Raw genomic sequence first — 24340 nt, 5'->3', positions numbered from 1 at the left:
CGCGGTCAGCCACCGACCTTGCTGGGAAGACCCGCCGCCTTCCAGCCGAGCATGCCGCCGGCCAGATGCTTGTCGTAAGGCAGACCCGCCGCCTGCGCCGCGAGCGAGGCCGTCACCGAGCGCTTGCCCGAGCGGCAGGCGAACACGACCTCCTTGCCGGCGGGATCGGGGATCGCCTTGGGATCGAAGGTCGAGAGCGGCACCACGACGCCGTAAGGGTAAGCCTCGGCCTCGACCTCGTTCGGCTCGCGCACGTCGACGAGCAGATAACGCCCTTCTGCGACGCCCTTGGAGACCTCGTCCGGGGTCAGATCCTGTACTTGATGTGCCACATCATCCTCCAACGTCGCGAGCAGCTTGCCGGGGCGATCCCGGCGGGCGGCAACCTCGCCTCTCAGGCACCAAAAATCAAGCGCTACAAAGGCTTGAGCTGCCTCGCGCAAGTTAAAGCTAAATCGCAGCGACTTGAAGTGTGCTTTGAATCCTAGGCCGGGATGGCCGGCCTAGATCGTCACCTGGGTGCCGACCTCGACCACGCGGCCAGAGGGGATCTGGAAATAGTCGGTGGCGTCGTTGGCGGAGCGGCTCAGCGAGATGAACAGCCGGTCCTGCCAGCGCGGCATGCCGGAATGGGCGGCTGGCTTGAGCGCCCTGCGCGACAGGAAGAACGAGGTCGACATGATGTCGAACTGCCAGCCGAGCTTGCGGGCGATCGCCAGCGCCTTCGGCACGTTGGGCGATTCCATGAAGCCGAACTTCAGTGTCACCTTGGAGAAGGTCGGTGAGATCTGCTCCAGCCTGACGCGCTCGGCCGGATCGATGCGTGGGGTCTGCGCGGTCTCGATGGTGAGAATGACGTTCTTCTCATGCAGCACTTTGTAGTGCTTCAGACTGTGCATCAGCGCGGTCGGCGCGCTGAGCGGGTCCGAGGTCAGGAACACCGCGGTGCCGGGCACGCGCTGCGGTGGCCGCTTCTCCAGCATCGCCACGAGATCGGCGAGCGGGAACTCGAGCTTGCGCGACTTCTCGAACAACAGCCGGCTGCCGCGCCGCCACGTGTACATCAGGATGATCATCAGCGCGCCGAGCGCCAGCGGCACCCAGCCGCCCTCGAACACCTTGAGCAGGTTCGCGGCGAGGAAGGTCAGATCGAGGCACAGGAACGGCACGATCAGGGCGGCGGCCGCGAACGGCGACCACTTCCAGACCCTCCAGATCACGACGAAACCCATCATCGCCGTAACCACCATGGTCCCGGTGACCGAGATGCCATAGGCCGACGCCAGCGCGCTGGAGGAGCGGAACAGGAGCACCAGCAGCACCACCGCGACCAGCAGCAGCTGGTTGATGCGCGGGATGAAGATCTGGCCGGAATGGGCTTCGGACGTATGGCGAATTTCGAAGCGCGGCAGCAGGCCGAGCTGGATCGCCTGGCGCGTCAGCGAATAGGCGCCGGTGATGACGGCCTGGCTCGCGATCACGGTGGCGGCGGTGGCGAGAACGACCATGCAGCCGCGGAAAAAACCTTGCGGGAAGAGCTGGAAGAACGGGCTCACGATCGCGCCGGGATCGCCGAGCACGAGCGCGCCCTGCCCCAGATAGTTCAGCGCCAGCGACGGCAGCACGATGAACAGCCAGGCGGTCTGGATCGGCCGCTTGCCGAAATGGCCGAGGTCGGCATAGAGCGCCTCGGCGCCGGTGACCGCCAGGAACACGGCGCCCAGCGTGACGAAGCCGATGATGCCGTGGTGGAACATGAAGGACACGGCGTAGAGCGGGTTCAGCGCGAACAGCACCTGCGGCTGCTCGATGATCGGATGGATCGCCGCCACCGCGATCACCGCGAACCAGACGCACATGATCGGGCCGAAGAACGCCGCGACGCGGGCGGTGCCCCGCGACTGCACGGCGAACAGGCCGACCAGGATGATCACGGTCAGCGGCACGATATAGGGCTCGAACCGCAGCGTGACGTCCTTCATGCCTTCGATCGCCGACAGCACCGAGAGTGCCGGTGTGATCACGGCATCGCCGTAGAACAGGGCGCCCGAGATGATGCCGAGCAGGACGATGGTCGCCCCGCCGGTGCCGACCGCACGCTGGGCCAGTGCCATCAGCGCCAGGGTTCCGCCCTCGCCATTGTTGTCGGCGCGGAGCAGGATCACGACGTATTTGAGCGTCACTACGACAATGAGCGCCCACAGGATCAGCGAGAGCACACCAAGCACGGCCGCCGGCGTCGGCAACCCCTCGGCGCCCGAGGCGGCCATCACCGCCTCGCGGAACGCGTAGAGCGGGCTGGTGCCGATATCGCCGTAGACGACGCCGATGCTGCCGAGCGTCAGGGCACCGAAACGGGCGGTGGTGTGGGCATCGCCATGCCCATTGGCCGCCGCCGTTTCCGGGGCGGAAATCGCTACGTCACTTGTCATGGGAGAGCCCAGTGGCCTCTAAAATGCTTCACTGCACAACGGCGGAAGAGCGCGCGGCTTATAGTCCTGCGCTGCCGGCATAGCCTAGCCCGATTTCGGGCCCTTGCCATGCGAAATTCGCATGGGTTAGCCAGTTGCGTTCAAATAGTCACCTGGGTTCCGACTTCAACCACCCGCCCGGTGGGAATCTGGAAATAGTCGGTGGCGTCATTGGCGGACCGGCTCAGCGCGATGAAGAGATGGTCCTGCCACAGCGGCATGCCCGACTGGGCCGAGGCCTTCAGCGACCTGCGCGACACGAAGAACGAGGTCGACATGATGTCGAACTGCCAGCCCTGCTTGCGCGCGATGGCGAGCGCCTTGGGCACGTTGGGCTGCTCCATGTAGCCGAAGCGCAGCCGGACTTTTGAGAACTTCTCGCTGATCTTCTCCATCCTGAACCGTTCGGACAGGTCGACCCGCGGCGTATGCGCGGTCTCGATGGTCAGGATCACGTTGTGCTCGTGCAGCACCTTGTTGTGCTTGAGATTGTGCAGCAGCGCGGTCGGCACGAAGGCGGGATCGCTGGTCAGGAACACCGCGGTGCCCTTGACGATGTGCGGCGGGCGCTTCTCCAGGCTCCGGATCAGATCGTCGAGCGGCACCTCGATCCGACGCGTCTTCTGGATCAGGATTCCCGAGCCCCGCCGCCAGGTCCAGATCGTCCCGGCCATGGCCACACCGAACAGCAACGGCACCCAGGCGCCCTCGAGCAGCTTGAGCAGGTTGGCGCTGAAGAAGCTTATGTCGACGACGACGAACGGCACGATCACCGCGGCAGCCGTCGCGGCCCGCCAGTTCCACAATTTCCAGATCACGACGAAGCCCATGACGCCGTCGGCGACCATGGTGGTGGAGACCGCGATACCGTAGGCCGAAGCCAGATTGCTGGGGGTGTGGAACAGCAGCACCAGCAGCATCACGCCGATCAGCAGCAGCCGGTTCACGCGCGGCAGATAGATCTGGCCGGCATGGGTCTCGGAGGTGTAGCGCACCTCGAAGCGCGGCAGCAGGCCAAGCTGCACCGCCTGATAGACCAGCGAATAGGCGCCGGTGATCACGGCCTGGCTCGCGATCACGGTCGCCGCGGTCGCAAGTCCAACCAGCGGCAGCACCAGGCTCTCGGGCACCATGCGATAGAACGAATGCTCGATCGCGCTGGGATCGGACAGCACCAGCGCGCCTTGTCCGAAATAGTTGATCAGGAGCGCGGGCAGCACGAAGAACATCCAGGCCGACTGGATCGGCTTGCGGCCGAAATGGCCGAGATCGGCATAGAGCGCCTCGCCGCCGGTGACCGCCAGGAACACGGCGCCCAGCGTCACCAGACCGATCGTGCCGTGCGACAGCAGGAATTGCAGCGCGTAATAGGGATTGATTGCCGCAAGCACCGACGGATCATCGGCGATATGCACGGCGCCCATCACCGCAAGAACGGTGAACCAGACCACCATCACCGGCCCGAAGGCCGAGGCCACCAGCGCCGTCCCCTTGCTCTGGACCGCAAAGAGCAGCGCCAGGATGATGACGGTGAGCGGCACGACATAGTGCTCGAACGCGGGCGTGGCGAGCTTGAGGCCCTCGACCGCGGACAGCACCGAGATCGCCGGCGTGATCATGGAATCGCCGATGAACATGGAGGCGCCGACCACGCCGAGCGCCATCAGGAACCAGCTTCGACGCCCGAGCGCGCGCTGGCCGAGCGCCATCAGCGAGAGCGTGCCGCCCTCCCCGTTGTTGTCGGCGCGCAGCAGCAGCAGAACGTATTTGGCGGTGACGACGATGAAGAGCGCCCACAGGATCAGCGAGAGCACGCCGAGCACCATGACCCGCGAGACCGGCTCGCCATGGGCCGCGCCCCTGACCGCCTCGTGGAATGCGTAGAGCGGCGAGGTGCCGATATCGCCGAAGACAACGCCGATGCTTCCGAGCGTCAGGCCCCAGAAACCCGAGGTGACCGGCCCGTCCTGAGCTTCGGTCGATGTGATGCTCGCCGTCATGGAGACTAGAAACGCTTCTTCCCGAGAATTGATCCGGCGCCTTTTGACGTTTCCGGCGCGCCTGTCAATCGGCACGTCACCATAGCAGGCGCCGGGACAGATGCTGTGACGGCGCAGCAACTGCGGTCACAGCGCGACGACATGCCTCAGGTAAGATGGTAGCGCAAGTGCCTATTGCCCTACGGCTTCAAATTCGGCGGCAGCGGCGGATCCTCGCGCATCAGCGTGATCGTCACCCGACGGTTGGCCGCGAGCGAGGGATCATCCGGAAATAGCGGCTGGGTGTCCGCCTTGCCGGCGACGGCGAAGATGTGCGAGGCCGGCAAGCCCTCGCGTTCGAGGATCTGGCGCACGGCATTGGCGCGGTCGGCCGACAGGTCGAAGGCGCCGTAGTCGCTGCGGGTCGGCACGAATCCGGCTGCGGTATGGCCGGCGATGGAGACGCGAAGCGGCGTGGCCTTGAGCGGAATGGCGAGCTTCTCGATCAGACGGCGGGTGCGATCATAGGGCACCTTCGAGCCGTCGGCGAACATCGAGCGGCCGTCCTGGTCGACGATCTCCAGATTGAGGCCCTGCTTGGTCTCCTCGAACATGATGTGCTTGGACATTTCGGTCAGTTCCGGCATGTCCTGCAACGCCTGGCGCAGCGAGGCTGCGGCGAGCGCGAAATTGCGATCGACCTTGATCTTCGCGCCCGATGTACGGTCGCGGTCCTCCTGGTCCGGTGTCGGCGTGTTGGAGGCATCCTCTGGCTGGATGTGGTCGACGTTCTTCAGCCGCGGACGGGTCGGCAGGCCATCGGACTCGACGATACCGGCGTAACGCGCTTCGCTCTGCACGCCGAAGGCGTCGCGCATGGAGCCGGCGACGATCTTCAGCTTGTTGGCGTCTTGCGTCGAGAATGCGACGAGCATCACGAAGAAGCTCATCATCAGGCCCATCAGGTCGGCGAAGGTCACGAACCAGCCGTGACCGCCACCGTGAGCATCGCCGCGCTTCTTCTTGGCCATCTCTCAAAATCCCGGCGGGCGGCCTTACGCCGGCACCGGCTCGCCCTCGGCGTGACGATGCTTCTCCGGCAAATAGGCCAGCAGCATTTCGCGCACGAGCGTCGGGCTCTTGGAGTCGCGGATCATCAGGATGCCGTCGATGATCAGCGTGCGGTTGGTTTCCTCGTCGAGCAGCTTGCCGTGCAGCTTGTCGGCGATCGGAAGGCAGAACAGGTTCGCGACGAGCGCGCCGTAGAGGGTGGCGAGCAGCGCGGTCGCCATGAACGGGCCGAGCTTGGACGGATCGGTCATGTTGGCGAACATCTGCACCATGCCGATCAGCGTGCCGATCATGCCGAAGGCCGGGGCGCAGTCGCCGATGGCGCGGTAGATCTTGCTGCCTTCGTCGAGGTGCATGAGGAAGTTGTCGCGGTCGCGCTCGAGATTGTCGCGGATGAAATCGAGGTCGTAACCGTCGGCGACGTAGCGGATGCCCTTGGCCAGGAACGGCTCGTCGGTCTCGACCTTTTCGAGGCCGACCGGGCCCTGCTTGCGGGCGATTTCGGCGATACGGGCGAGCTCGTCGACGAGGTCGTGCGCCGACAGGCGGCTCATGGTGAAAGCGAACTTGGCGCCGAGTGGAAGGCCGTGCAGGAGCGCTGAGAGCGGAAAGCGGATCATGGTGGCGGAGATCGAGCCGCCGAAGATGATGATCATGGCATGTTCGGAGATGAACATGTGGAGGTCGCCGCCCATGAAGATCATCGCCGTAATGACGATGATGCCCGCAATGAGCCCGACGCTCGTCATGATATCCATGGGACACTCCAACGCGAACGCAACAACGGCCGTCCTGGCCGCTGGCGCGGCCCAACCCCGAACCGCATCGGAAACCCTAGAGCGCCGCCCTTAAAGGCGCGTAAAGGTTAAGTTGAGCCGGCGCGCCAGACTGGCGTAGCGCGCTGAAAGGACGCCGGCTTTGCCGGCCGCCGGCAGGAATCTCAACACTTTGCTAACCATAATTGCGGCGGGCGAGGACGAGAGCTTCGTGACCGTCTTGCCATTCATCTCCATGATGCGCCCTCCGGCTGCGGCCCTGCGCCACATCCGCGGCGAGAAAGCCTGGGATATTCTATGGCCACACGGCATGCGCCATCGCGGGAGCCGTTTTGCAATGTTGACGCTGTTCAGTCTTCTCACCGCGCTGCCGGCGGTGCTGGCGCTCCACCTGCTGGAGCCGGAACTCGTCCTGCCGGCGTTCAGCGTGCTGCTGTTTGTCGAGGCCGGCTTCGCCGTGATCGCGGCGCGCTTGATCCACGTCGCTGATAGTGCGGACGACATCACCCTCTGGGATGTCGCCGGCGGCTTCACCCTGATCGGGTGTGCAGCCGCGGTCTTCGGCGAGCCGGATCAGGCCGCCCTGTTTCTGGAACAAGGCGGCCCGCGGCCGGCGTCAAAGCCCTAGGTCGCTCGATCCCGCTAGTGGATCTCGGCCGAGCGCTTCAGCGCGGCTTTCAGCTTCTCCAGCGAGAAGTCGGGGCTGCGCGCGATCTCCAGGATCGGCGTCTCGCGGCGGCCGCAGAGCTCGGCAGCCTCGGGCAGTTTCGCGGCGATGTCGTGCGGGATCACGATGGCGCCGTGCTGGTCGGCATGGATCAGGTCGTCGGACTTCACGGTCATGCCGGCAACGCGCACTTCGCCGCCGAAGCTCTCCGCATGCACCCAGGCATGCGATGGGCCGATCGAGCCGGCCAGCGCCTGGAAGCCCGGTGCCCATTGCGGGATGTCACGGATCGAGCCGTCGGTGATGACGCCGAGGCAACCGAGCGCCTTGTGCACGTTGCTCTGCACCTCGCCCCAGAACGCGCCATAGCCGACATCGGGACCGTCGATGTCCTGGATCACCGAGATGCGCGGACCATGGCCGGTGCCGACATACTCGTAATATTCGATGCGGCGCTTCGACTGCTCTTCGGCCGGCAGCGAGGATTTCAGCACCGAGCGGATCGCGACCGTGCGGGCATAGCCGACGATCGGCGGCAGGTCGGGGAACGGGCAGACCAGTTGCTTGGTGGTGTAGCCGATCAGGCGGCGCTCGGGCGCCACGATCTCCATGGCATTGCAGATCGTCGGGGTGTCGTAGCGGCCCAGCGCTTCGAGGACGGAAGCGGGCAGCGGCCCGGTCGCTTTATTCGTCACGGCGTTCTCTCCCAGATTGGCGGCCGCTGTTGGCGCGGTGCCGCCGGCACAGGGCGATATAGCCGAGATCGGGCCTCAACCCAACTCGGACGCCTTCATGGCAGATATCCGCCGATCACGTTCAGTGCAGCCGTCCGGGTCGGTCGTCGTCCTGTGGCGGCTCCGACAGATTTGCCAGCGTCGGCGCCGAAGGCGGCGACGGGACCTCGCCTCCCGACGGCACGGTGGCTCCCATCGCGCGCGCCTGGTCGCGATAGGATTTGTAGCCGAGCGGCAGAGCGAGGAGATACAGCACCGTGCCGATCGAGAGCACGTGCCAGGGATAGGCGATCAGGATCGCGATGAAGACGATCACCGCGACGAACGCCGGCAGCACCAGCTCGGGCGCCACGCGCATGCGCTTCGTCTTGCCGGAGAACACCGGCAGGCGCGAGACCATCAGGAAGGCGATCAGCAGCGTGTAGGCCGCCGTCACCGCCGCGGGCAGCCGGCCGAGATCGAGAAAGGCGATATAGATCGGCAGCAGCACGGTGATCGCGCCGGCCGGCGCCGGCACGCCGGTGAAGAAATTGGCGGCGAAGGCCGGCTTGTTGGGATCGTCCATGGTGGCGTTGAAGCGCGCGAGGCGCAGACCGCCGGAGATCGCGAACACCATGGCAGCGATCCAGCCCGCATTGCCGAGCTCGTGCAGCTGCCAGAAATACAGCATCAGGCCGGGCGCGACGCCGAAATTGACGAAGTCGGCGAGGCTGTCGAGCTCGGCGCCGAACTTGGACTGGCCCTTGAGAATGCGCGCGACGCGGCCGTCGATGCCGTCGAGCGCGGCGGCGAACACGATGGCATAGACCGCGAGCGACATCCGCCCCTCGATCGACAGCCGGATCGACGTCAAGCCGGCGCAGATCGCCAGCAGCGTGATGACGTTGGGCACCAGCATGCGAACCGGGATCGGGCGGAACCGCCGGCGGCGCACGTCGGGATCTCTCAAATCATAGGGCGTCTGCATGGCTCGTCCTTACCTCGACCGAGATATAGCAAGCCGCGTTCCCCTCCGCCATTGCGGCGGAAGGCCCCCATGGACCGGCTTTTGGTTAATTGGCGCGGTATGCGCGGCTCGGGTCGTCCCCCGCGAGATCGGCCAAAATCGTCTCGCCGGCGATGGCGGTCTGCCCTTCCGACACCAGCGCCTTGGTGCCAACAGGCAGGTAGACGTCGAGCCGCGAGCCGAAGCGGATCAGGCCGAAACGCTCGCCGGCCCCGATCGCCTGCCCTTCCTTGACGAAGCAGACGATGCGCTTGGCAACGAGGCCAGCGATCTGGACCACGCCGATCCGCGCCGTCGGCGTCGTGATCACCAGCGAGTTGCGCTCATTGTCCTCGCTCGCCTTGTCGAGCTCGGCGTTGATGAACAGGCCGGGCCGGTAGGCGATGCGGTCCACCCTGCCCGCGATCGGGCTGCGGTTCACGTGGCAGTTGAACACGCTCATGAACACCGAGATACGCGGCAGCGGCCGGTCGCCGAGCCCGAGCTCGGCCGGCGGCAGCGCCATGGTGATCATCGAGACGCGGCCGTCGGCCGGTGACACCACGAGCCCCTCGCGCACCGGCGTCACGCGTACGGGGTCGCGGAAGAACAGCGCGCACCACACGGTCAGGATCGTGCCGATCCATCCCAGAGGCGACCACAGCCAGAACAGGATGAGGCTTGCCAGCGCAAAGCCGCCAATGAAGGGATAGCCCTCCTTGTGGATCGGCGGGATCTGACGCTGGATCGAATCGAGAATGGACATCGCTATCTGCCGCCTAGGAGTTGATGGCGCGCGGGTCGTCCCCGTGCGGTGGAGTTGTTTAGGCCAGAGTTGGGACCGGAGACAAGGTCACTCCGCGGCCGCTGACGTCGTCAGGGCGTCGTCGACCGGCGGCGGCTCCCGGTTGGGCGCCTCGCTGCTGTCGGCCATCCTGGCCAGTTTCTCGCGTGCCGCCTCGGCCTCGCGCTGCCTGTTCCACATGCTGGCATAGAGCCCGCCCTGCGCGAGCAGTTTGGCATGGGTGCCGCGTTCGGAGATGCGGCCCTGGTCCAGCACGATGATCTCGTCGGCGCCGACAATGGTGGAAAGCCGGTGCGCGATCACCAGCGAGGTGCGGTTCTTGGCCACGCGGTCGAGCGCGCCCTGGATCTCGTGCTCGGTGTGGGTGTCGAGCGCCGAGGTCGCCTCGTCCAACACCAGGATCGGCGGCGCCTTGAGCACGGTGCGCGCGATCGCGACGCGCTGCTTCTCGCCGCCGGACAGTTTCAAGCCGCGCTCGCCGACCTGGGTCTCGTAGCCCATCGGCGCCATGCGGATGAAATGATCGATCTGCGCCAGCCGCGCCGCCTCCTCGACCTCGGCATCGGTCGCGTCCCAGCGGCCATAGCGGATGTTGTAGCGGATGGTGTCGTTGAACAGCACCGTGTCCTGCGGCACCATGCCGATGGAGGCGCGCAAGCTGGCCTGCGTGACCTCGCGGATGTCCTGGCCGTCGATCAGAATCTTGCCGCCGGAGACGTCGTAGAGACGGAACAGCAGCCGCGAGATCGTCGACTTGCCCGCACCCGAAGGGCCGACGATCGCGACCGTCTTGCCGGCCGGCACCTCGAAGCTGATGCCTTTCAGGATGGGCCGCGCGGGCTCATAGGCAAAGCGCACGTCCTCGAAGCGCACCGTGCCGGCGGAGACCGCCAGCGGCGGCGCGCCGGGGACGTCCTTGATCTCGGCCTCGCGGCCGATCACGCCAAACATCTTCTCGATGTCGATGATCGCCTGCTTGATCTCGCGATAGACCATGCCCATGAAATTCAGCGGCTGGTAGAGCTGGATCATCATGGCGTTGACCAGCACGAAGTCGCCCACCGTGTTGGTGCCGTTGCGCACGCCGATCGCGCACATCAGCATGGTCGCGGTCAGGCCCAGCGTGAAGATCACGGCCTGTCCGGTATTGAGCACCGCGAGCGAGGTGTAGGTGTGGACGCTTGCCTCTTCGTAGCGCGCGACCGATTTGTCGTAGCGCTGCGCCTCGCGCGTCTCGGCGCTGAAATACTTCACGGTCTCGTAGTTGAGCAGCGAGTCGATCGCCTTGGTGTTCGCCTCGGTGTCGGAATCGTTCATCTTGCGGCGGATGCCGATCCGCCACTCGGTCGCGATGTAGGTGTAGTACATGTAGACGGTGACCGTGATCAGGGTCGCGACCACGTAGCGCCAGTCGAACTGCCAGAGCAGCACCGCCATCAGCAGCGTGACCTCGACGATGGTCGGGATCAGCTGCAGGATCACCATGCGCACGATGACCTCGATGCCCTCGCGGCCGCGCTCGAGCACGCGCGTCAGGCCGCCGGTCTTGCGCTCCAGATGAAAGCGCAACGACAGCTCGTGCATGTGAACGAAGGTGATGGTGGCAAGCTTGCGCACCGCATGCATGGCGACGCGGGCGAAGATGCCGTCACGCCATTGCGTCAGCACCGCCATCACGATGCGCATCACGCCGTAGCTTGCGGTGAGCAGCAGCGGCGAGGCGATCACCCAGAGGTGCCAGTTGTCGGCCGCGACCGGCGCGGTGTTGGCGCCGGTCAGCGCGTCGGTGGCCCATTTGAAGCTGAACGGGACCGTCAGCGTGATCAGCTTGGCCGCGAGCAGCAGCACCATCGACCAGACCACCCGCATCTTCAGATCGAAGCGGTCGCCGGGCCAGATATAGGGCCACAGATGTGCCAGCGTGCCCATCAGCGTGGCCCCGGCCTGCGCTCCCCCGGTGGGAGTATCGGGAACGTCGGCGCCGTCGAGCGATTGAGGTTGGTCCATCAAGAAGCCTGAAAGCCCGCCGGATGCGGGACGCGCTGCGATTAATCGTTTTCGCCCGTCATATAGAGCCTTCCCGATGCCAGCGCACCCCGCCAGATGGCGAATCTTTGATTGTTTGCCGCCATTTACCGGTAGATTTCCGGGTGGTTCGAATCACCGATTGGGCTTGACGGCCCTCCGCTGCAATGCATCATGGCACCAATGAGCACGATCAAAACCGTCTGTGTCTATTGCGGCTCCGGCCCCGGAACCAATCCCCACTTCACCGAAGGCGCCAAGGCGTTCGGCAAGGCGCTCGCCGAGAACAACATCCGCCTCGTCTATGGCGGCGGCTCGCTCGGCCTGATGGGCTCGGTCGCAACCTCCGTGCTCGATCACGGCGGTACCGTCACCGGCATCATTCCCGAATTCCTTCGGAAGCGCGAGAACGCGCTGACGCGCGTGCAGGAGATGATCGTCACCCCCGACATGCACGAGCGCAAGCGGCTGATGTTCGAACGCTCCGACGCCTTCGTGGCGCTGCCGGGCGGCGTCGGCACGCTCGAGGAGCTGGTCGAGCAACTGACCTGGAAGCAGCTCGGCCGTCACGCCAAGCCGGTGCTGCTCGCCAACTTCGACAATTTCTGGGAGCCGCTGTTCTCGCTGCTGTCGCATATGCGCCAGACCGAGTTCATCCGCGCCGGCCTTTCGGTCGACATCCTCAAGGCCGATCGCGTCGAGGAGATTCTGCCGAAGCTGAAGACCGCAGCAGCACAGATCGCCGAATCTGAAAAGCAGCTCGCCCCGGAAGTCGCGCGCAAGCTCTAGCGCCCTACTCCGCAGGAAACGTCACCGCCTCGATCCGGTTGCCATCGGGATCAGTCACGAAGGCCGCATAATAGCGCACGCGATCGTGCGGGCGGATACCCGGCGCGCCGTCGGAAGCGCCGCCGGCGGACAGCGCGGCGGCGTGAAACGCATCGATCTCGGCCGTGGTCTTCGCGCGCAGGCAGATGTGGACGCCGCTCTCCGGCGTCACGCGTGCCATGCCCTCGCGTAAGTTGATCCAGAATTCGGGATAGGCCTTGCCGAAACCGACCGTCCGCGGTCGCGTGACGAGGCGCGCGAGGCCGAGGGCGGCGAGCGTGGCCTCGTAGAATCTTGCGGCGCGATCGAGATCGCTGACGCCGACGGAGATGTGGTCGATCATGCCCTGCTCTCTCCTCAAATTCCGCCGTCATCGCCCGGCTTGACCGGGCGATCCAGTATTCCGAGACGACAGAGAGCTACCGAGAAGCCGCGGCGTACTGGATACCCCGCTTTCGCGGGTATGACAGTCGTCGTGGGACTTACGCCGGCGCCCCCGACTTCACGAGCTTGTAGATCACCGAATCCATCAGCGCCTGGAACGAGGCGTCGATGATGTTCGGGGACACGCCGACCGTGGTCCAGCGATCGCCGTTCTCGTCCTCGCTCTCGATCAGAACGCGCGTGACCGCGCCGGTGCCGCCGTTGAGGATACGGACGCGGTAGTCGATCAGCGTAAGGCCCTCGATGTACTTCTGGTACTTGCCGAGGTCCTTGCGCAGCGCGACGTCGAGCGCGTTGACGGGGCCGTTGCCTTCGGCGGCAGAGATCAGATGCTCGCCGGCGACGTCGACCTTCACCACGGCCAAGGCGACGGTGACGCGCTCGCCGTGCGAATTGTAGCGTTGCTCGACATTGACGTCGAACTGCTCGACCTCGAAATAATGCGGCACCTTGCCGAGTGTGCGCCGCGCCAGCAGATCGAACGAGGCATTGGCGGATTCATAGGCGTAGCCCGCTGCCTCGCGCTCCTTCAGCTCTTCGACCAGCCGCGTCAGCTTCGGATCGCTCTTCTCATAGGCGATGCCGGCACGGTCGAGCTCGGCGATGACGTTGGAGCGGCCGGCCTGGTCGGACACCAGCACCTTGCGGTGATTGCCGACCAGCTCCGGCAGCACGTGCTCATAGGTCTGCGGATCCTTCAGCACGGCGGAGGCATGGATGCCGGTCTTGGTGACGAAGGCGCTCTCGCCGACATAGGCCGCGTGCCGGTTCGGCACGCGGTTGAGCATGTCGTCGAGCGTGCGCGACACTTTCACCAGCGTCGCGAGCTTCTCCGGCGTGACGCCGATCTCAAAGGCGTCCGCAAATTCCTTCTTCAATTTCAAGGTCGGGATCAGCGAGCAGAGGTTGGCATTGCCGCAGCGCTCGCCGAGTCCGTTCAGCGTGCCCTGGATCTGCCGCACGCCCGCGCGCACCGCGGCGAGCGAATTCGCCACCGCCTGCTCGGTGTCGTTATGGGCGTGAATGCCGACGTGATCGCCGGGGATGTGCTTCGTCACCTCGGTGACGATGGCCTCGATCTCATCAGGCATGGTGCCGCCATTGGTGTCGCACAACACCACCCAGCGCGCGCCGGCCTCATAGGCGGCCTTGGCGCAGGCGAGCGCAAAACTGGCGTCCTCCTTGTAACCGTCGAAAAAATGCTCGCAGTCGAGCATGACCTCGCGGCCGGCAGCCTTTGCCGCGGCGACGCTGTCGCGGATCGAAGCGAGGTTTTCTTCCTTGGTCGTCTCCAGTGCGACGCGCACCTGATAGGCCGAGGACTTCGCCACGAAGCAGATCGCGTCGGCTTTCGCCTCCAGCAGCCCGGCGACGCCGGGATCGTTAGACACGGAGCGCCCTGCCCGTCGCGTCATGCCGAAGGCGGTGAAGCGCGCATGGGTGAGCTTCGGCCTGGAGGCGAAGAACTCGGTGTCGGTCGGATTGGCGCCGGGATAGCCGCCCTCGACATAGTCGATGCCGAGATCGTCGAGCATCGCGGCGATGACCCGCTTGTCGGTCAGCGTGAAATCGACGCCATTGGTCTGCGCGCCGTCGCGCAGCGTGGTGTCGAACAGATAAAGGCGCTCCTTGCTCATTGCGGCGCTCCGAGCGTCTTCTTCATGGTGGTGTTGGCGAGCCACTCGTCGTTGATGGTGACGCTGTTGCGCTGCTGGGCGGTGTAGCCGCGCTTGGCGAAGAAGGCCTGCGCGGTGTCGCTGGCATCGACCGAAAGGCTCGTCGCGCCGCGGCCGCCGGCAAGCTTCTCCAGCGCGTCGACCAACATGGTCGCGATGCCCTGCCTGGCCACGGCCGGATGCACATAGAGCATGCGGATATGATCGGCGCCGCGCAGCGAAGCGAAGCCGACCGGCGAGCCCTCGAGCGTCGCGATCAGCGTCAGGTCGGACGCGAGCCGCTTGCCGAACTCCTCGTCCTCCGCCGCCTCCATCCAGGCCTGCTGCTGCGCCTCGCTATAGTCGTCGCCGGTGAGCTCCTCGATGCTGGCGGCGAAGATCGCGGCGAGCACCGGCACGTCGGCTGACAGGAAAGGCCGCAAGCCAGGCATTGGGTGTGCTTGTGCCATCGTCTTCACCACATCCCATAGAGTTTCAGCGCCAGCGCCACGGCGGCGCCGAGCAGCAGGATTTTCAGCGCGATATAATAGAGCCAGTGCCGCGGGAAAGGCGTGTCGGGCCGCTTCATCGCGCGACCTCCCACGTCGTCCCGTCCTTGGAATCCTTGATCGCAACGCCCATCGCGGCGAGCAGATCGCGGATCCGGTCGGACTCCTTGAAATCCTTGCGGGCACGGGCGGCCGTCCGCTCCGAGAGCAGGCGCTCGACCTCCGCGGCATCGATGCCGCTCGCCTGCTGTTTGCGGCCTTCCCACTGCGCCGCGCTCTCGGAGAGGAATCCGAGCAGCCGCAACGAACCCGCGAGAGCGGGCACGTCGCTGCCGCGCAGGCCGTGCAGCGCCGTGATCGCCAGCGGCGTGTTGAGGTCGTCGAGCAGCGGCTCGACCACCGACGCGGCCGGCTTGCCGGGCTCGACATCGGCCGCGACGCGATACCAGTCGTCGAGCGTCCTGGCGCTCTCCTCGAGCGATTTCATGGTCCAGTCGATCGGCGAGCGGTAATGCGTCTTCAGCATGTTGAGACGCAGCACCTCGCCCGGCCAGTCCGCGAGCAGCTCGTGGATGGTGATGAAGTTGCCGAGACTTTTCGACATCTTCTCGCTCTCGACCTGGAGGAAGCCGTTGTGCATCCAGTAGTTCGCCATGCGCTCCTGGTGGAAGGCGCAGCAGGTCTGCGCGACCTCGTTCTCGTGATGCGGAAACACGAGATCGATACCGCCGCCATGGATGTCGAAGTGCTCGCCGAGATGCTTCCAGGCCATCGCCGAGCACTCGATGTGCCAGCCCGGACGACCCTCGGCCTTGATGCCGGCCGGCGACGGCCATGACGGCTCGCCCGGCTTGGACGGCTTCCACAGCACGAAGTCGGTGTTGCCCTTCTTATAGGGCGCGACATCGACGCGGGCGCCGGCGACCATCTCGTCCAGCGAGCGATTGGACAGCGCGCCGTAGCGCGGCAGGCCGGAATTGGCCGCGTTCATCGCCTGCGGCGAGAACAGCACGTGGTCCTCGGCGGCATAGGCAAAGCCGCCCTTGATCAGCCGTTCGATGATCTCGCGCATCTCGCCGATATGCTCGGTCGCGCGCGGCTCGACGCTCGGCCTGAGCGCACCGAGCGCGTCGACGTCGGCGTGAAACTGTCTTCCGGTCTGCTCGGTGACCTTGCGGATCGCCTCGTTCAGCGGCAGGCCGGGGAAATCCCGCGCGGCGCGATCGTTGATCTTGTCGTCGACGTCGGTGATGTTGCGGACATATTTGACATGCGCTTCGCCATAGAGATGGCGCAGCAGCCGAAACAGCACGTCGAACACGATCACCGGCCGCGCATTGCCGATATGGGCGAAGTCATAGACGGTCGGTCCGCAGACATACATGCGGACATCCTTCGCATCGAGCGGCACGAAGGTGCGCTTGTCCCGGCTCAGCGTATCGTAAAGGCGCAATTCCATATGGATACCCGTCGGCTGTTGGCCGGGCGTCCAGTGCTCTCAATGTTTTTGAGAAAAGACGGCTCCAGCCAGCGAATCGCTAGCTCGTAATCTCGCGGCAAATGGCGCAAATGGCGAGGAGACCGTTCATGCGGCCACATATGGGCTATGAGGCGGCCCCGCGTCAAGAGAGCCGCCAAAACGCCGCTTTATTTCCGCAATGCGCGGCCGCCCGGCCCTGATGGTTCATCATCCTTAACCATTTGAGCCCATTCTGGAACCGGCAGCTCCTCGTTTTGCCCCAAGGTGATTTTATGCGATCCCTGCTCGCGCTCATTTCCTGCGCCTCCCTCCTTGCGGCATCCAGCGCTTTCGCCGAGACCCGTGTCTTCATCATCGCCAACCAGGCGGACGGCTACGGTGTCGACCAGTGCCTCGCCAGGGGCGAGAAATGCGGTGCGCAGATCGCGCGCACTTATTGCCAGTCACGCGATTTTGCCCAGGCATCAAGCTATCGCCGGGTCGATCCCGACGAAATTACCGGCTCTGTCCCCAAAACCGGCGCAAACTGCTCCCATGGCCATTGCGACGAATATGTCGCAATCACCTGCCAGCGCTGAATTCACTCGGAACTGGCGGACCTTAGGCCCAATCTTTGGCCCCTGAAACGACGTGACGATGCCGCAGGAAGCGGCTATTGGAGGGCGCGCTTCGGCTGCCCAATGTCGCTTGCAATGTCGCATTGGGCCGTGACCTCGCTAGAATGGCGGATATGCCTGAATTTTTGTCTCTCTCCCGTGCTCGCTTCGTCTCTGCCTGCACCGTGCTTCTGAGCACGGTCGTGCTCGCCACCGGTGCTTTCGCACAGGCCGGCCCGCCCGGACCGCCGCCGCAGCCCGGCCAGAACGGGCTTGGGCCCAATCCGATGTGCGTGCGGCTGGAAGGCCAGCTCGCCGCGCTCGATCGAGGCGGCGGTGGTGGTGACCCCGCGCGCGAAGACCAGATCCGCCGCTATCAGGAATCCCAGACCCGTCAGCAGGCCGAGCTCGACCGCGTCACCATGCAGGCCAAGCGCATGGGCTGCGATTCCTCCGGCTTCTTCTCGCTGTTCAACGGCCAGTCGGCGCAATGCGGCCCGGTCAACACCCAGATCCAGCAGATGCGCGCCAATCTGGACCAGATCACCGGCAATCTCGAACGCCTGCGCAGCGGCGGTCCCGGCGGCTTCAGCCCCGAGCGCGACAACCAGCGCCGCTCAGTGCTGGTGGCGCTGGCGCAGAACAATTGCGGCCCGCAATATGCCAACGCCGCGCAGTCGCAAGGCGGCGGCAACTTCCTGAGCAATCTGTTCGGCGGCGGCAACAACCCCAATAATCCGCAAGGCGTGCCGCCCTCCGATCTCGGCCCGCAATCCGGCACCTATCGCACCGTGTGCGTGCGCACCTGTGACGGCGCCTATTTCCCGGTCTCGTTTGCCACCGTGCCGGCGCGCTTCCCCGACGACGAGAAGACCTGCAAGGCGCTGTGCCCGGCCGCGGAAGCCGTGCTCTACACCCATCGCAATCCCGGCGAGGACATGAACTCGGCGGTCTCCACCAGCGGCCAGCCCTACACGGCGCTGCCGACCGCGTTCAAATTCCGCAGCGAGTTTAACCCGTCCTGCTCCTGCAAGGCCGCGGGCCAGACCTGGGCGGACGCGCTCAAATCGGCCGACGACAAGGCCGCGGCCGAGCAGCAGGGTGACATCATCGTCACCGAGGAGAGCGCCAGGAGAATGCAGCAGCAGCGGCTGAACAAGGGCACGCCTGCCGTCAATGGCAAGAAGGGTGCAGCCCCCGCCCCGACGACAGCCGCCGCGCCGGCCACGACACCGCCGGCAGATACCGGCACGGCAAGCTCGTCGTCCGAGAACAAGCCGATCCGCTCGGTCGGACCGGCTTTCCTGCCGCAGCAGCAGAAGTAGGCCCTAACCCGTCATGCTCCAGGCGGTCGCCAGGCGCGGCCGTTTCGCGGTTAATGCTCCCCTTCGCGGCTCCACGGGAAGAGATTGGCCGGAAAGTCCGCTGCGTAGCGCTTTCCCTTCGGGGGCGGTGGCGGCTCGTCCGGTGGATTCGGATTCGGCTCGACCACCCGCCGATAGAGGTGCCAGGTGGCGTGACCGAGCACCGGCAGGACGACAGCGAGACCGACGAAGAGCGGCAGCGAGCCGATCACGAGCAGTGCCGCGACGATGAGGCCCCATCCGGCCATCGCAACCGGATTCGCCGCCACCGCTCGGAGCGACGTGCGGACTGCGTCGATCGCAGTCGCATGCCGGTCGAGCATCAACGGAAACGACACGACGCTGACGCACAAGGCCACAACCGCGAACAGGAAGCCGACACCGCAACCGACGATGATGAGCGACCAGCCTTCCGGTGTCGTCAGCACGCGCGTTGCGAAGTCGGGAATGCTCGCGGCCGCCGCGTGACCGAAGATCGTGACATAGATTGCGTTCGCGACGCCGATCCAGGCCCCGAACAGGACCAGCAGGAGCACGCCGAGCTCGGCCATGGCGCCGAACGACGGTGCGCGCAGCACCTTGATCGCATCCCATGCATCGACCTGCTCGTCGCGCTCGCGACGCCGGCTGAGCTCGTAGAGACCGATCGCGGCAAAAGGACCGATCAAGGCAAAGCCGGCAGCCAGCGGAAACAGTAGCGGCAGCACCGAATAGCCGAGAACCATCCTGAACAGGACGAGACCGAGCACGGGATAAATCACGCACACGACGATCGCGTGGCTCGGCATCGCCTGGAAATCCTCCCAACCCAGGCGCAGGGCCTCGGTCAGGTCGGACCAGCTGACTTTGCGAATGGGATAGGAGGCCGCTTCGCCGAATACGTGCCGCCTGATGACGTTGTGGGAGTACAGAGTGGCCATGAACGGACCCTCCCGTGCTGAAAATCGCGGTTTCGATCACACGCGCTCTTCAGCCACGCGTGTCCGCCTGTCGAGCAGGAAACGCGGTGGGTCGGGTACGGCAAGTCAGGTTCAGCGAAAAGAGCCTGGCCGGACGGAACCCGTCGCGACCTGCCTTGCGAGCTTAGCGCGCGCGGGGCACGGCTGCACTCACGGTTGGGTGAATTGGGCACCTGATTTGTGCGCTGCATCGCCCAGAACGCCGCCACCCAACATGCTCTATTGACGCCGGATTAGGCTCGGACCATCTTAGACCCAGACGCCCTTAGCTCCGATGAAAGTTGATGGTCGCGAGCGTTCGGTTGAATTTCGCGACCAGAGGAATGGGCGAGGCAAGAGGCCGGCGATGGCATGATGCCAGCCAAGAAAGGCCAGCCATCGCGACAGACATGAGCTCCGCCCTGGATTCGTATCCGTAGCCTTCGATGGCAAGGATGGATCAGGATGGCTGTCGCACTGATACTGCTTCTGGTCGCGATCGGCTCGGTGCTGTTTCACCTCTACAGCCCGTGGTGGTGGACGCCGATCGCCACGAACTGGGCCTATATCGACCACACCATCAACATCACGTTCTGGATCACGGGCTTTGTTTTCGTCGCGGTCATCGCCTTCATGGCCTATTGCGTCTTTCGCTTCCACCACAAGGAGGGAAGACGCGCCGACTACAATCCGGAAAACAAAAGACTCGAATGGTGGCTGACCGTCGGGACCGGCGTCGGAGTCGCAGCGATGCTGGCGCCTGGCCTCGTGGTCTGGCACCAGTTCGTGACGGTGCCTGCGGATGCCACCGAGGTCGAGGTCATGGGCCAGCAATGGCAATGGAGCTTCCGCCTTCCGGGCAAGGATGGGCGGTTGGGCACATCCGATGTCCGCAACATCGCTTCCGACAATCCGATGGGGCTTAATCGTGACGACCCGCGCGCGCAGGACGATGTTGTGATCGAGAACGGCGACCTGCACCTTCAAATGGGAAAGCCGGTGAAGGTTCTCCTCCGCTCGGTCGATGTCCTGCACGATTTCTACGTGCCCGAATTCCGCGCCAAGATGGACATGGTTCCTGGCATGGTGACCTATTTTTGGATAACGCCGATCCGAACCGGAACGTTCGATGTTCTATGTGCGGAGCTTTGTGGCGCGGCTCATTATCAGATGCGGGCCAAGGTCATCGTCGACGAAGAGCGTGAATATCACGCTTGGCTGGAGCAACAGAAGACGTTTGCCGAGTTGTCGCCGGCAAAAGCCGTCGTGAAAGCGACGTACCAATCCGGTGGCAAGTAGCAAGCTGCCGCTGCGAAGATAGATCGGGTGCACGAGGCCAACGCCCCACCCCCGATGGAAACGACCGAGGAGGTTTCTATGGTCGATATTCCATATGAAGGGATCGCAGGCATCCCGCCTGCCGAAGTACCTGAAGTCGAGCTCTATCATCCAAGGAGCTGGTGGACACGGTATGTCTTCTCGCAGGACGCCAAGGTGATCGCCATTCAGTATTCGCTGACGGCCTCTGCCATCGGGCTGGTGGCCCTGGCGCTGTCGTGGCTGATGCGACTGCAACTGGGATTCCCCGGCACCTTCTCTTTCATCGATGCCAACCAGTACCTCCAGTTCATCACCATGCACGGCATGATCATGGTGATCTATCTGCTCACCGCATTGTTCCTCGGCGGCTTCGGCAACTACCTGATCCCGCTGATGGTCGGCGCACGGGATATGGTCTTCCCTTATGTGAACATGCTGAGCTACTGGGTCTACCTGCTCGCAGTCCTGGTGCTGGCCTCGACATTCTTCGTGCCCGGCGGCCCCACCGGCGCCGGCTGGACGCTATACCCACCGCAAGCAATCCTCTCCGGAACGCCCGGGCAGGATTGGGGCATTATTCTGATGATGTCGTCCCTGATCCTGTTCATCATCGGCTTCACGATGGGCGGCTTGAATTATGTGGTCACGGTGCTGCAAGCGCGCACCCGCGGCATGACGCTGATGCGCCTGCCTCTGACGGTGTGGGGCATTTTCACGGCGACCGTCATGGCGCTGCTGGCATTCCCTGCTCTCTTCGTTGCCTCGGTCATGCTGCTGCTCGACCGTCTCCTGGGAACCAGCTTCTTCATGCCCTCCCTCGTCGAGATGGGCCAGCTGTCGAAATATGGCGGCGGCAGCCCGCTGCTCTTCCAGCACCTGTTCTGGTTCTTCGGCCACCCCGAGGTCTACATCGTCGCTTTGCCCGCCTTCGGCATCGTCTCCGATCTGATCAGCACCCATGCGCGAAAAAACATATTTGGTTATCGCATGATGGTATGGGCGATCGTGGGGATCGGCGCGCTCAGCTTCGTCGTGTGGGCGCACCACATGTATGTGAGCGGCATGTTCCCGCAGTTCGGGTACTTCTTCGCCACCACGACGCTCATCATCGCAATCCCCACCGCGATCAAGGTCTACAACTGGGTGCTGACCCTGTGGCGCGGCGACATTCATCTCAGGGTGCCGATGCTGTTCGCCCTCGGCTTCATCATCACCTTCGTGAATGGCGGGCTCACCGGCCTCTTCCTCGGCAACGTCGTCGTGGACGTGCCCCTCTCGGACACCATGTTCGTGGTCGCGCATTTCCACATGGTGATGGGCGTGGCACCGATCATGGTCGTGCTGGGCGCGATCTATCATTGGTACCCCAAGGTCACAGGGCGGATGCTGAACGACGTCCTCGGCAAGTTTCACTTCTGGGTCACCTTCCTCGGCGCCTACCTGATCTTCTTCCCCATGCACTATCTTGGACTGCTCGGGGTTCCGCGCCGGTATTTCGAACTCGGCGACACGGCGTTCATCCCGTCCTCGGCCCATTCACTGAACGCCTTCATCTCCGTGGTGGCCTTGACCGTCGGGTTCAGCCAGATGGTGTTCCTGTTCAATCTTGCCTGGAGCCTGTTCAAGGGTGAGGCCTCAGGTGGCAATCCGTGGCGGGCGACGACGCTGGAGTGGCAGACGCCGGAGACGCCCCCAGGGCACGGCAACTGGGGCAAGGAGCTGCCGGTCGTGTACCGCTGGGCCTATGACTACAGTGTGCCCGGCGCCGCGGAGGACTTCATTCCGCAGAACCAGCCGCCACGCGCGACGCAGCTCGTTCAGGGAGCTGCTTCGTGAGCGCCATCATCCTGTTCCTGGCTGTGCTTGCGGTGATCGCCGGATGGTGGCTGTCGCAGCAGCGGCTGACGGCCAAGCCCTGGCTGGAGGAAGGCTCGGTAGGTGACTTCCCCGGCGGCGATAGCATGACCTGGCCGGCAGCGAAGGTCGGACTTGGCGTATTTCTCGCCGTCGCGAGCGCATTGTTCGTCCTCTTCATCAGCGCCTACGCGATGCGCATGAGCGTAGTGGACTGGCGGCCGCTGCCGGTACCGCGGCTGCTGTGGGTCAACACGGGCGTCCTGGTCCTGAGCAGTGTCGCGCTGCAATGGTCGTACGTGGCTGCTGGGCGGCACGATACCGAGAGCGTCAAGATCGGTCTGCTCGCTGGCGGAGCATCTGCCGTGATCTTCCTCGCCGGACAGCTCCTGGCCTGGCAACGGCTCGGGGCTGCCGGATATTTCGTGGCGTCCAATCCGGCCAATTCCTTCTTCTACCTGCTGACCGCGGTGCACGGGCTGCATCTGACGGGTGGCCTGGTGGCCCTCGGGCGAACCTCGGCCAAGGTGTGGCGTGGCGCCGAGATCGCCGAGATGCGCTTGAGCGTGGAACTGTGCACCATCTACTGGCACTTCCTGCTGCTGGTCTGGCTTGTCCTGCTCGGTCTTCTCACGGGCTGGACCGACGATTTCGTCAACATCTGTCGCCAATTGCTGAGCTAGGGAGGCGAGACCAGATGGCTGAAACCGTGCTGACACATTCGGGCCAATCGCCTGCGCGGCTTGAAGGCTGGCGCGGCATCGCCGCCGACTGGGCGTCCGATCAGCGCGCCTTCAAGAACGTGTCCTGGGGCAAGGCCATGATGTGGATCTTCCTCCTCAGCGACACCTTCATCTTCAGTTGCTTCCTGCTCTCCTACATGACGGCGCGCATGTCGACGACCGTGCCGTGGCCGAATCCCAGCGAAGTCTTCGCCCTCAATATCGGGGGCAACCACATCCCCCTGATCCTGATCGCCATCATGACCTTTATCCTGATCAGCAGCAGCGGCACGATGGCGATGGCCGTCAATTTCGGCTACCGCCGCGATCGCGTCAGAACCGCGGCCTTGATGCTGGTCACGGCGGCCTTCGGCGCAACCTTCGTCGGAATGCAGGCCTTCGAATGGACCAAGCTGATCATGGAGGGCGTCCGGCCCTGGGGCAATCCATGGGGTGCACCGCAGTTTGGTGCAAGCTTCTTCATGATCACCGGCTTCCACGGCACCCACGTGACGATCGGCGTGATCTTCCTGATCGCCATTGCGCGGAAGGTCTTGCGCGGCGACTTCGACGTCGAGAGGCGCGGCTTCTTCACGAGCCGCAAGGGCTATTACGAGATCGTCGAGATCATGGGCCTGTACTGGCACTTCGTCGATCTCGTGTGGGTGTTCATCTTTGCATTGTTCTATCTTTGGTGAGGTCGGCGCATGACAAACGCGGCGGTACACATGGAAGGCCAGCTCCACGCTCCGGCGCACGGCGCAGTCGCAACAGCAGCCGTGCACGCCAAGGGGCAACAGCACCCGATCAAGCTCTACCTCGTGGTCTGGGGCTGGCTGTTTGTCCTCAGCACGTGCTCCTACCTCGTCGACTACTTTGGCCTGCACGGCTACCTCAGGTGGTCGCTGATCCTGCTGTTCATGGTGTTGAAGGCCGGCCTGATCGTCGCCGTCTTCATGCACATGGCCTGGGAGCGGCTGGCCCTCACCTATGCCATCCTGCTGCCACCGATCGCGGTCATGGTGTTTGTGACAATCATGGTGCTCGAATCCGAATACACGCACTTCCTGCGGGTGCTGTTCTTCGCAACCCCATCGTAGCGGTACAGGAGTTCGCT

22 protein-coding genes and 1 pseudogene are annotated in these 24340 nt (G+C 64.4%); 9 read left to right on the top strand and 14 right to left on the bottom strand.

The features are described from left to right. Positions 1-5: 5 nt before the first annotated feature. The 5 genes from NLM25_RS19450 to NLM25_RS19430 all read right to left on the bottom strand — a co-directional run bounded on the left by NLM25_RS19450 (position 6) and on the right by NLM25_RS19430 (position 6279). Positions 6-332 carry a rhodanese-like domain-containing protein gene (locus NLM25_RS19450; RefSeq protein WP_220007747.1) on the bottom strand — a complete coding sequence of 109 codons (327 nt, stop codon included), beginning with the start codon at positions 330-332 and terminating at the stop codon, positions 6-8. A gap of 171 nt (positions 333-503) precedes the next feature. Continuing rightward, on the bottom strand, positions 504-2432 hold the full coding sequence (locus NLM25_RS19445) for a potassium transporter Kup (RefSeq protein ID WP_254118453.1): 1929 nt from the start codon (positions 2430-2432) through the stop codon (positions 504-506). A 140-nt stretch (positions 2433-2572) separates the two neighbouring features. After that, positions 2573-4471, bottom strand: a complete 1899-nt coding sequence (locus NLM25_RS19440; RefSeq protein WP_254118452.1) for a potassium transporter Kup — start codon at positions 4469-4471, stop codon at positions 2573-2575. 179 nt (positions 4472-4650) lie between these two features. After that, positions 4651-5481: a flagellar motor protein MotB gene (locus tag NLM25_RS19435; RefSeq protein ID WP_071915125.1), complete on the bottom strand. Its 831-nt coding sequence runs from the start codon at positions 5479-5481 to the stop codon at positions 4651-4653. Positions 5482-5505: 24 nt separating this feature from the next. Beyond that, positions 5506-6279 (bottom strand): motility protein A, encoded by a 774-nt coding sequence (locus NLM25_RS19430; RefSeq protein WP_014496127.1) that lies wholly within the window; start codon positions 6277-6279, stop codon positions 5506-5508. Between the two features lie 160 nt (positions 6280-6439). On the opposite strand from NLM25_RS19430, the gene NLM25_RS19425 reads away from it, so the two are divergent. Further along, positions 6440-6925, top strand: coding sequence for a hypothetical protein (locus tag NLM25_RS19425; protein WP_254138011.1), 486 nt, complete (start codon positions 6440-6442; stop codon positions 6923-6925). Positions 6926-6939: 14 nt separating this feature from the next. Here NLM25_RS19425 and NLM25_RS19420 read toward each other — a convergent pair whose 3' ends face one another. From NLM25_RS19420 to NLM25_RS19405, 4 genes and pseudogenes are all read right to left on the bottom strand, one after another. Then, positions 6940-7659, bottom strand: coding sequence for an RraA family protein (locus NLM25_RS19420; protein WP_254138010.1), 720 nt, complete (start codon positions 7657-7659; stop codon positions 6940-6942). A 121-nt stretch (positions 7660-7780) separates the two neighbouring features. Then, on the bottom strand, positions 7781-8665 hold the full coding sequence (locus NLM25_RS19415; protein ID WP_254118449.1) for a phosphatidylcholine/phosphatidylserine synthase: 885 nt from the start codon (positions 8663-8665) through the stop codon (positions 7781-7783). 85 nt (positions 8666-8750) lie between these two features. Next, positions 8751-9470: pseudogene (locus tag NLM25_RS19410) on the bottom strand (phosphatidylserine decarboxylase); the annotation flags it as partial. A 66-nt stretch (positions 9471-9536) separates the two neighbouring features. After that, the gene (locus NLM25_RS19405) at positions 9537-11495 is read right to left on the bottom strand and encodes an ABC transporter ATP-binding protein/permease (protein ID WP_254138009.1); all 1959 of its coding nucleotides are present in this window, start codon (positions 11493-11495) and stop codon (positions 9537-9539) included. Between the two features lie 201 nt (positions 11496-11696). Here NLM25_RS19405 and NLM25_RS19400 point away from each other — a divergent pair, with 201 nt between their 5' ends. Then, positions 11697-12302, top strand: a complete 606-nt coding sequence (locus NLM25_RS19400) for a TIGR00730 family Rossman fold protein (RefSeq protein ID WP_254118446.1) — start codon at positions 11697-11699, stop codon at positions 12300-12302. A gap of 4 nt (positions 12303-12306) precedes the next feature. Here NLM25_RS19400 and NLM25_RS19395 read toward each other — a convergent pair whose 3' ends face one another. The 4 genes from NLM25_RS19395 to cysS all read right to left on the bottom strand — a co-directional run bounded on the left by NLM25_RS19395 (position 12307) and on the right by cysS (position 16408). Beyond that, positions 12307-12684, bottom strand: a complete 378-nt coding sequence (locus NLM25_RS19395; protein ID WP_254138008.1) for a VOC family protein — start codon at positions 12682-12684, stop codon at positions 12307-12309. A gap of 139 nt (positions 12685-12823) precedes the next feature. After that, positions 12824-14422, bottom strand: coding sequence for a citramalate synthase (gene cimA / locus NLM25_RS19390; protein WP_254138007.1), 1599 nt, complete (start codon positions 14420-14422; stop codon positions 12824-12826). After that, a complete protein-coding gene (locus tag NLM25_RS19385; RefSeq protein ID WP_254138006.1) occupies positions 14419-14910 on the bottom strand; it encodes a GNAT family N-acetyltransferase in 492 nt (163 codons plus the stop codon). Before NLM25_RS19385 ends, cimA begins: the two co-directional genes overlap by 4 nt. 115 nt (positions 14911-15025) lie before the next feature. Continuing rightward, positions 15026-16408 carry a cysteine--tRNA ligase gene (cysS, locus tag NLM25_RS19380; RefSeq protein WP_254138005.1) on the bottom strand — a complete coding sequence of 461 codons (1383 nt, stop codon included), beginning with the start codon at positions 16406-16408 and terminating at the stop codon, positions 15026-15028. A 293-nt stretch (positions 16409-16701) separates the two neighbouring features. Here cysS and NLM25_RS19375 point away from each other — a divergent pair, with 293 nt between their 5' ends. Further along, positions 16702-17007: a hypothetical protein gene (locus NLM25_RS19375; RefSeq protein ID WP_254141218.1), complete on the top strand. Its 306-nt coding sequence runs from the start codon at positions 16702-16704 to the stop codon at positions 17005-17007. 143 nt (positions 17008-17150) lie between these two features. Continuing rightward, positions 17151-18350, top strand: coding sequence for a DUF2865 domain-containing protein (locus NLM25_RS19370; protein ID WP_254138004.1), 1200 nt, complete (start codon positions 17151-17153; stop codon positions 18348-18350). A 50-nt stretch (positions 18351-18400) separates the two neighbouring features. Here NLM25_RS19370 and NLM25_RS19365 read toward each other — a convergent pair whose 3' ends face one another. Then, positions 18401-19309, bottom strand: coding sequence for a DUF2189 domain-containing protein (locus NLM25_RS19365; RefSeq protein WP_254138003.1), 909 nt, complete (start codon positions 19307-19309; stop codon positions 18401-18403). Positions 19310-19792: 483 nt separating this feature from the next. Between NLM25_RS19365 and NLM25_RS19360 the strand changes: the two genes are divergently transcribed. The 5 genes from NLM25_RS19360 (at position 19793) to NLM25_RS19340 (ending at position 24323) form a co-directional block, all read left to right on the top strand. Then, on the top strand, positions 19793-20626 hold the full coding sequence (locus NLM25_RS19360) for a cytochrome c oxidase subunit II (RefSeq protein ID WP_254118438.1): 834 nt from the start codon (positions 19793-19795) through the stop codon (positions 20624-20626). Between the two features lie 78 nt (positions 20627-20704). After that, positions 20705-22483 carry a cbb3-type cytochrome c oxidase subunit I gene (locus NLM25_RS19355; protein ID WP_254138002.1) on the top strand — a complete coding sequence of 593 codons (1779 nt, stop codon included), beginning with the start codon at positions 20705-20707 and terminating at the stop codon, positions 22481-22483. Further along, the gene (locus tag NLM25_RS19350; RefSeq protein ID WP_254138001.1) at positions 22480-23184 is read left to right on the top strand and encodes a cytochrome c oxidase subunit 3; all 705 of its coding nucleotides are present in this window, start codon (positions 22480-22482) and stop codon (positions 23182-23184) included. The genes NLM25_RS19355 and NLM25_RS19350 overlap by 4 nt, the downstream gene beginning before the upstream one ends. Positions 23185-23198: 14 nt before the next feature. Next, positions 23199-23921 carry a heme-copper oxidase subunit III family protein gene (locus NLM25_RS19345; protein WP_254118435.1) on the top strand — a complete coding sequence of 241 codons (723 nt, stop codon included), beginning with the start codon at positions 23199-23201 and terminating at the stop codon, positions 23919-23921. Positions 23922-23930: 9 nt separating this feature from the next. After that, positions 23931-24323, top strand: a complete 393-nt coding sequence (locus NLM25_RS19340; RefSeq protein ID WP_254118434.1) for a cytochrome C oxidase subunit IV family protein — start codon at positions 23931-23933, stop codon at positions 24321-24323. The last annotated feature ends 17 nt before the right edge of the window (positions 24324-24340 follow it).

Origin of the sequence: Bradyrhizobium sp. CCGB01, from assembly GCF_024199795.1 — a bacterium.
GTDB lineage: Bacteria > Pseudomonadota > Alphaproteobacteria > Rhizobiales > Xanthobacteraceae > Bradyrhizobium.
The sequence above is the reverse complement of the archived record's forward strand: the minus strand, read 5'-3'. Positions and strand labels throughout refer to the sequence as shown.

Coding starts and splice junctions, on each gene's coding strand:
- NLM25_RS19445 (WP_254118453.1), bottom strand. CDS start 2,432: ATGACAAGTGACGTAGCGATTTCCGCCCCGGAAACGGCGGCGGCCAAT.
- NLM25_RS19440 (WP_254118452.1), bottom strand. CDS start 4,471: ATGACGGCGAGCATCACATCGACCGAAGCTCAGGACGGGCCGGTCACC.
- NLM25_RS19435 (WP_071915125.1), bottom strand. CDS start 5,481: ATGGCCAAGAAGAAGCGCGGCGATGCTCACGGTGGCGGTCACGGCTGG.
- NLM25_RS19430 (WP_014496127.1), bottom strand. CDS start 6,279: ATGGATATCATGACGAGCGTCGGGCTCATTGCGGGCATCATCGTCATT.
- NLM25_RS19415 (WP_254118449.1), bottom strand. CDS start 8,665: ATGCAGACGCCCTATGATTTGAGAGATCCCGACGTGCGCCGCCGGCGG.
- NLM25_RS19405 (WP_254138009.1), bottom strand. CDS start 11,495: ATGGACCAACCTCAATCGCTCGACGGCGCCGACGTTCCCGATACTCCC.
- NLM25_RS19400 (WP_254118446.1), top strand. CDS start 11,697: ATGAGCACGATCAAAACCGTCTGTGTCTATTGCGGCTCCGGCCCCGGA.
- NLM25_RS19395 (WP_254138008.1), bottom strand. CDS start 12,684: ATGATCGACCACATCTCCGTCGGCGTCAGCGATCTCGATCGCGCCGCA.
- cimA (WP_254138007.1), bottom strand. CDS start 14,422: ATGAGCAAGGAGCGCCTTTATCTGTTCGACACCACGCTGCGCGACGGC.
- NLM25_RS19385 (WP_254138006.1), bottom strand. CDS start 14,910: ATGGCACAAGCACACCCAATGCCTGGCTTGCGGCCTTTCCTGTCAGCC.
- cysS (WP_254138005.1), bottom strand. CDS start 16,408: ATGGAATTGCGCCTTTACGATACGCTGAGCCGGGACAAGCGCACCTTC.
- NLM25_RS19375 (WP_254141218.1), top strand. CDS start 16,702: ATGCGATCCCTGCTCGCGCTCATTTCCTGCGCCTCCCTCCTTGCGGCA.
- NLM25_RS19370 (WP_254138004.1), top strand. CDS start 17,151: ATGGCGGATATGCCTGAATTTTTGTCTCTCTCCCGTGCTCGCTTCGTC.
- NLM25_RS19365 (WP_254138003.1), bottom strand. CDS start 19,309: ATGGCCACTCTGTACTCCCACAACGTCATCAGGCGGCACGTATTCGGC.
- NLM25_RS19360 (WP_254118438.1), top strand. CDS start 19,793: ATGGCTGTCGCACTGATACTGCTTCTGGTCGCGATCGGCTCGGTGCTG.
- NLM25_RS19355 (WP_254138002.1), top strand. CDS start 20,705: ATGGTCGATATTCCATATGAAGGGATCGCAGGCATCCCGCCTGCCGAA.
- NLM25_RS19345 (WP_254118435.1), top strand. CDS start 23,199: ATGGCTGAAACCGTGCTGACACATTCGGGCCAATCGCCTGCGCGGCTT.
- NLM25_RS19340 (WP_254118434.1), top strand. CDS start 23,931: ATGACAAACGCGGCGGTACACATGGAAGGCCAGCTCCACGCTCCGGCG.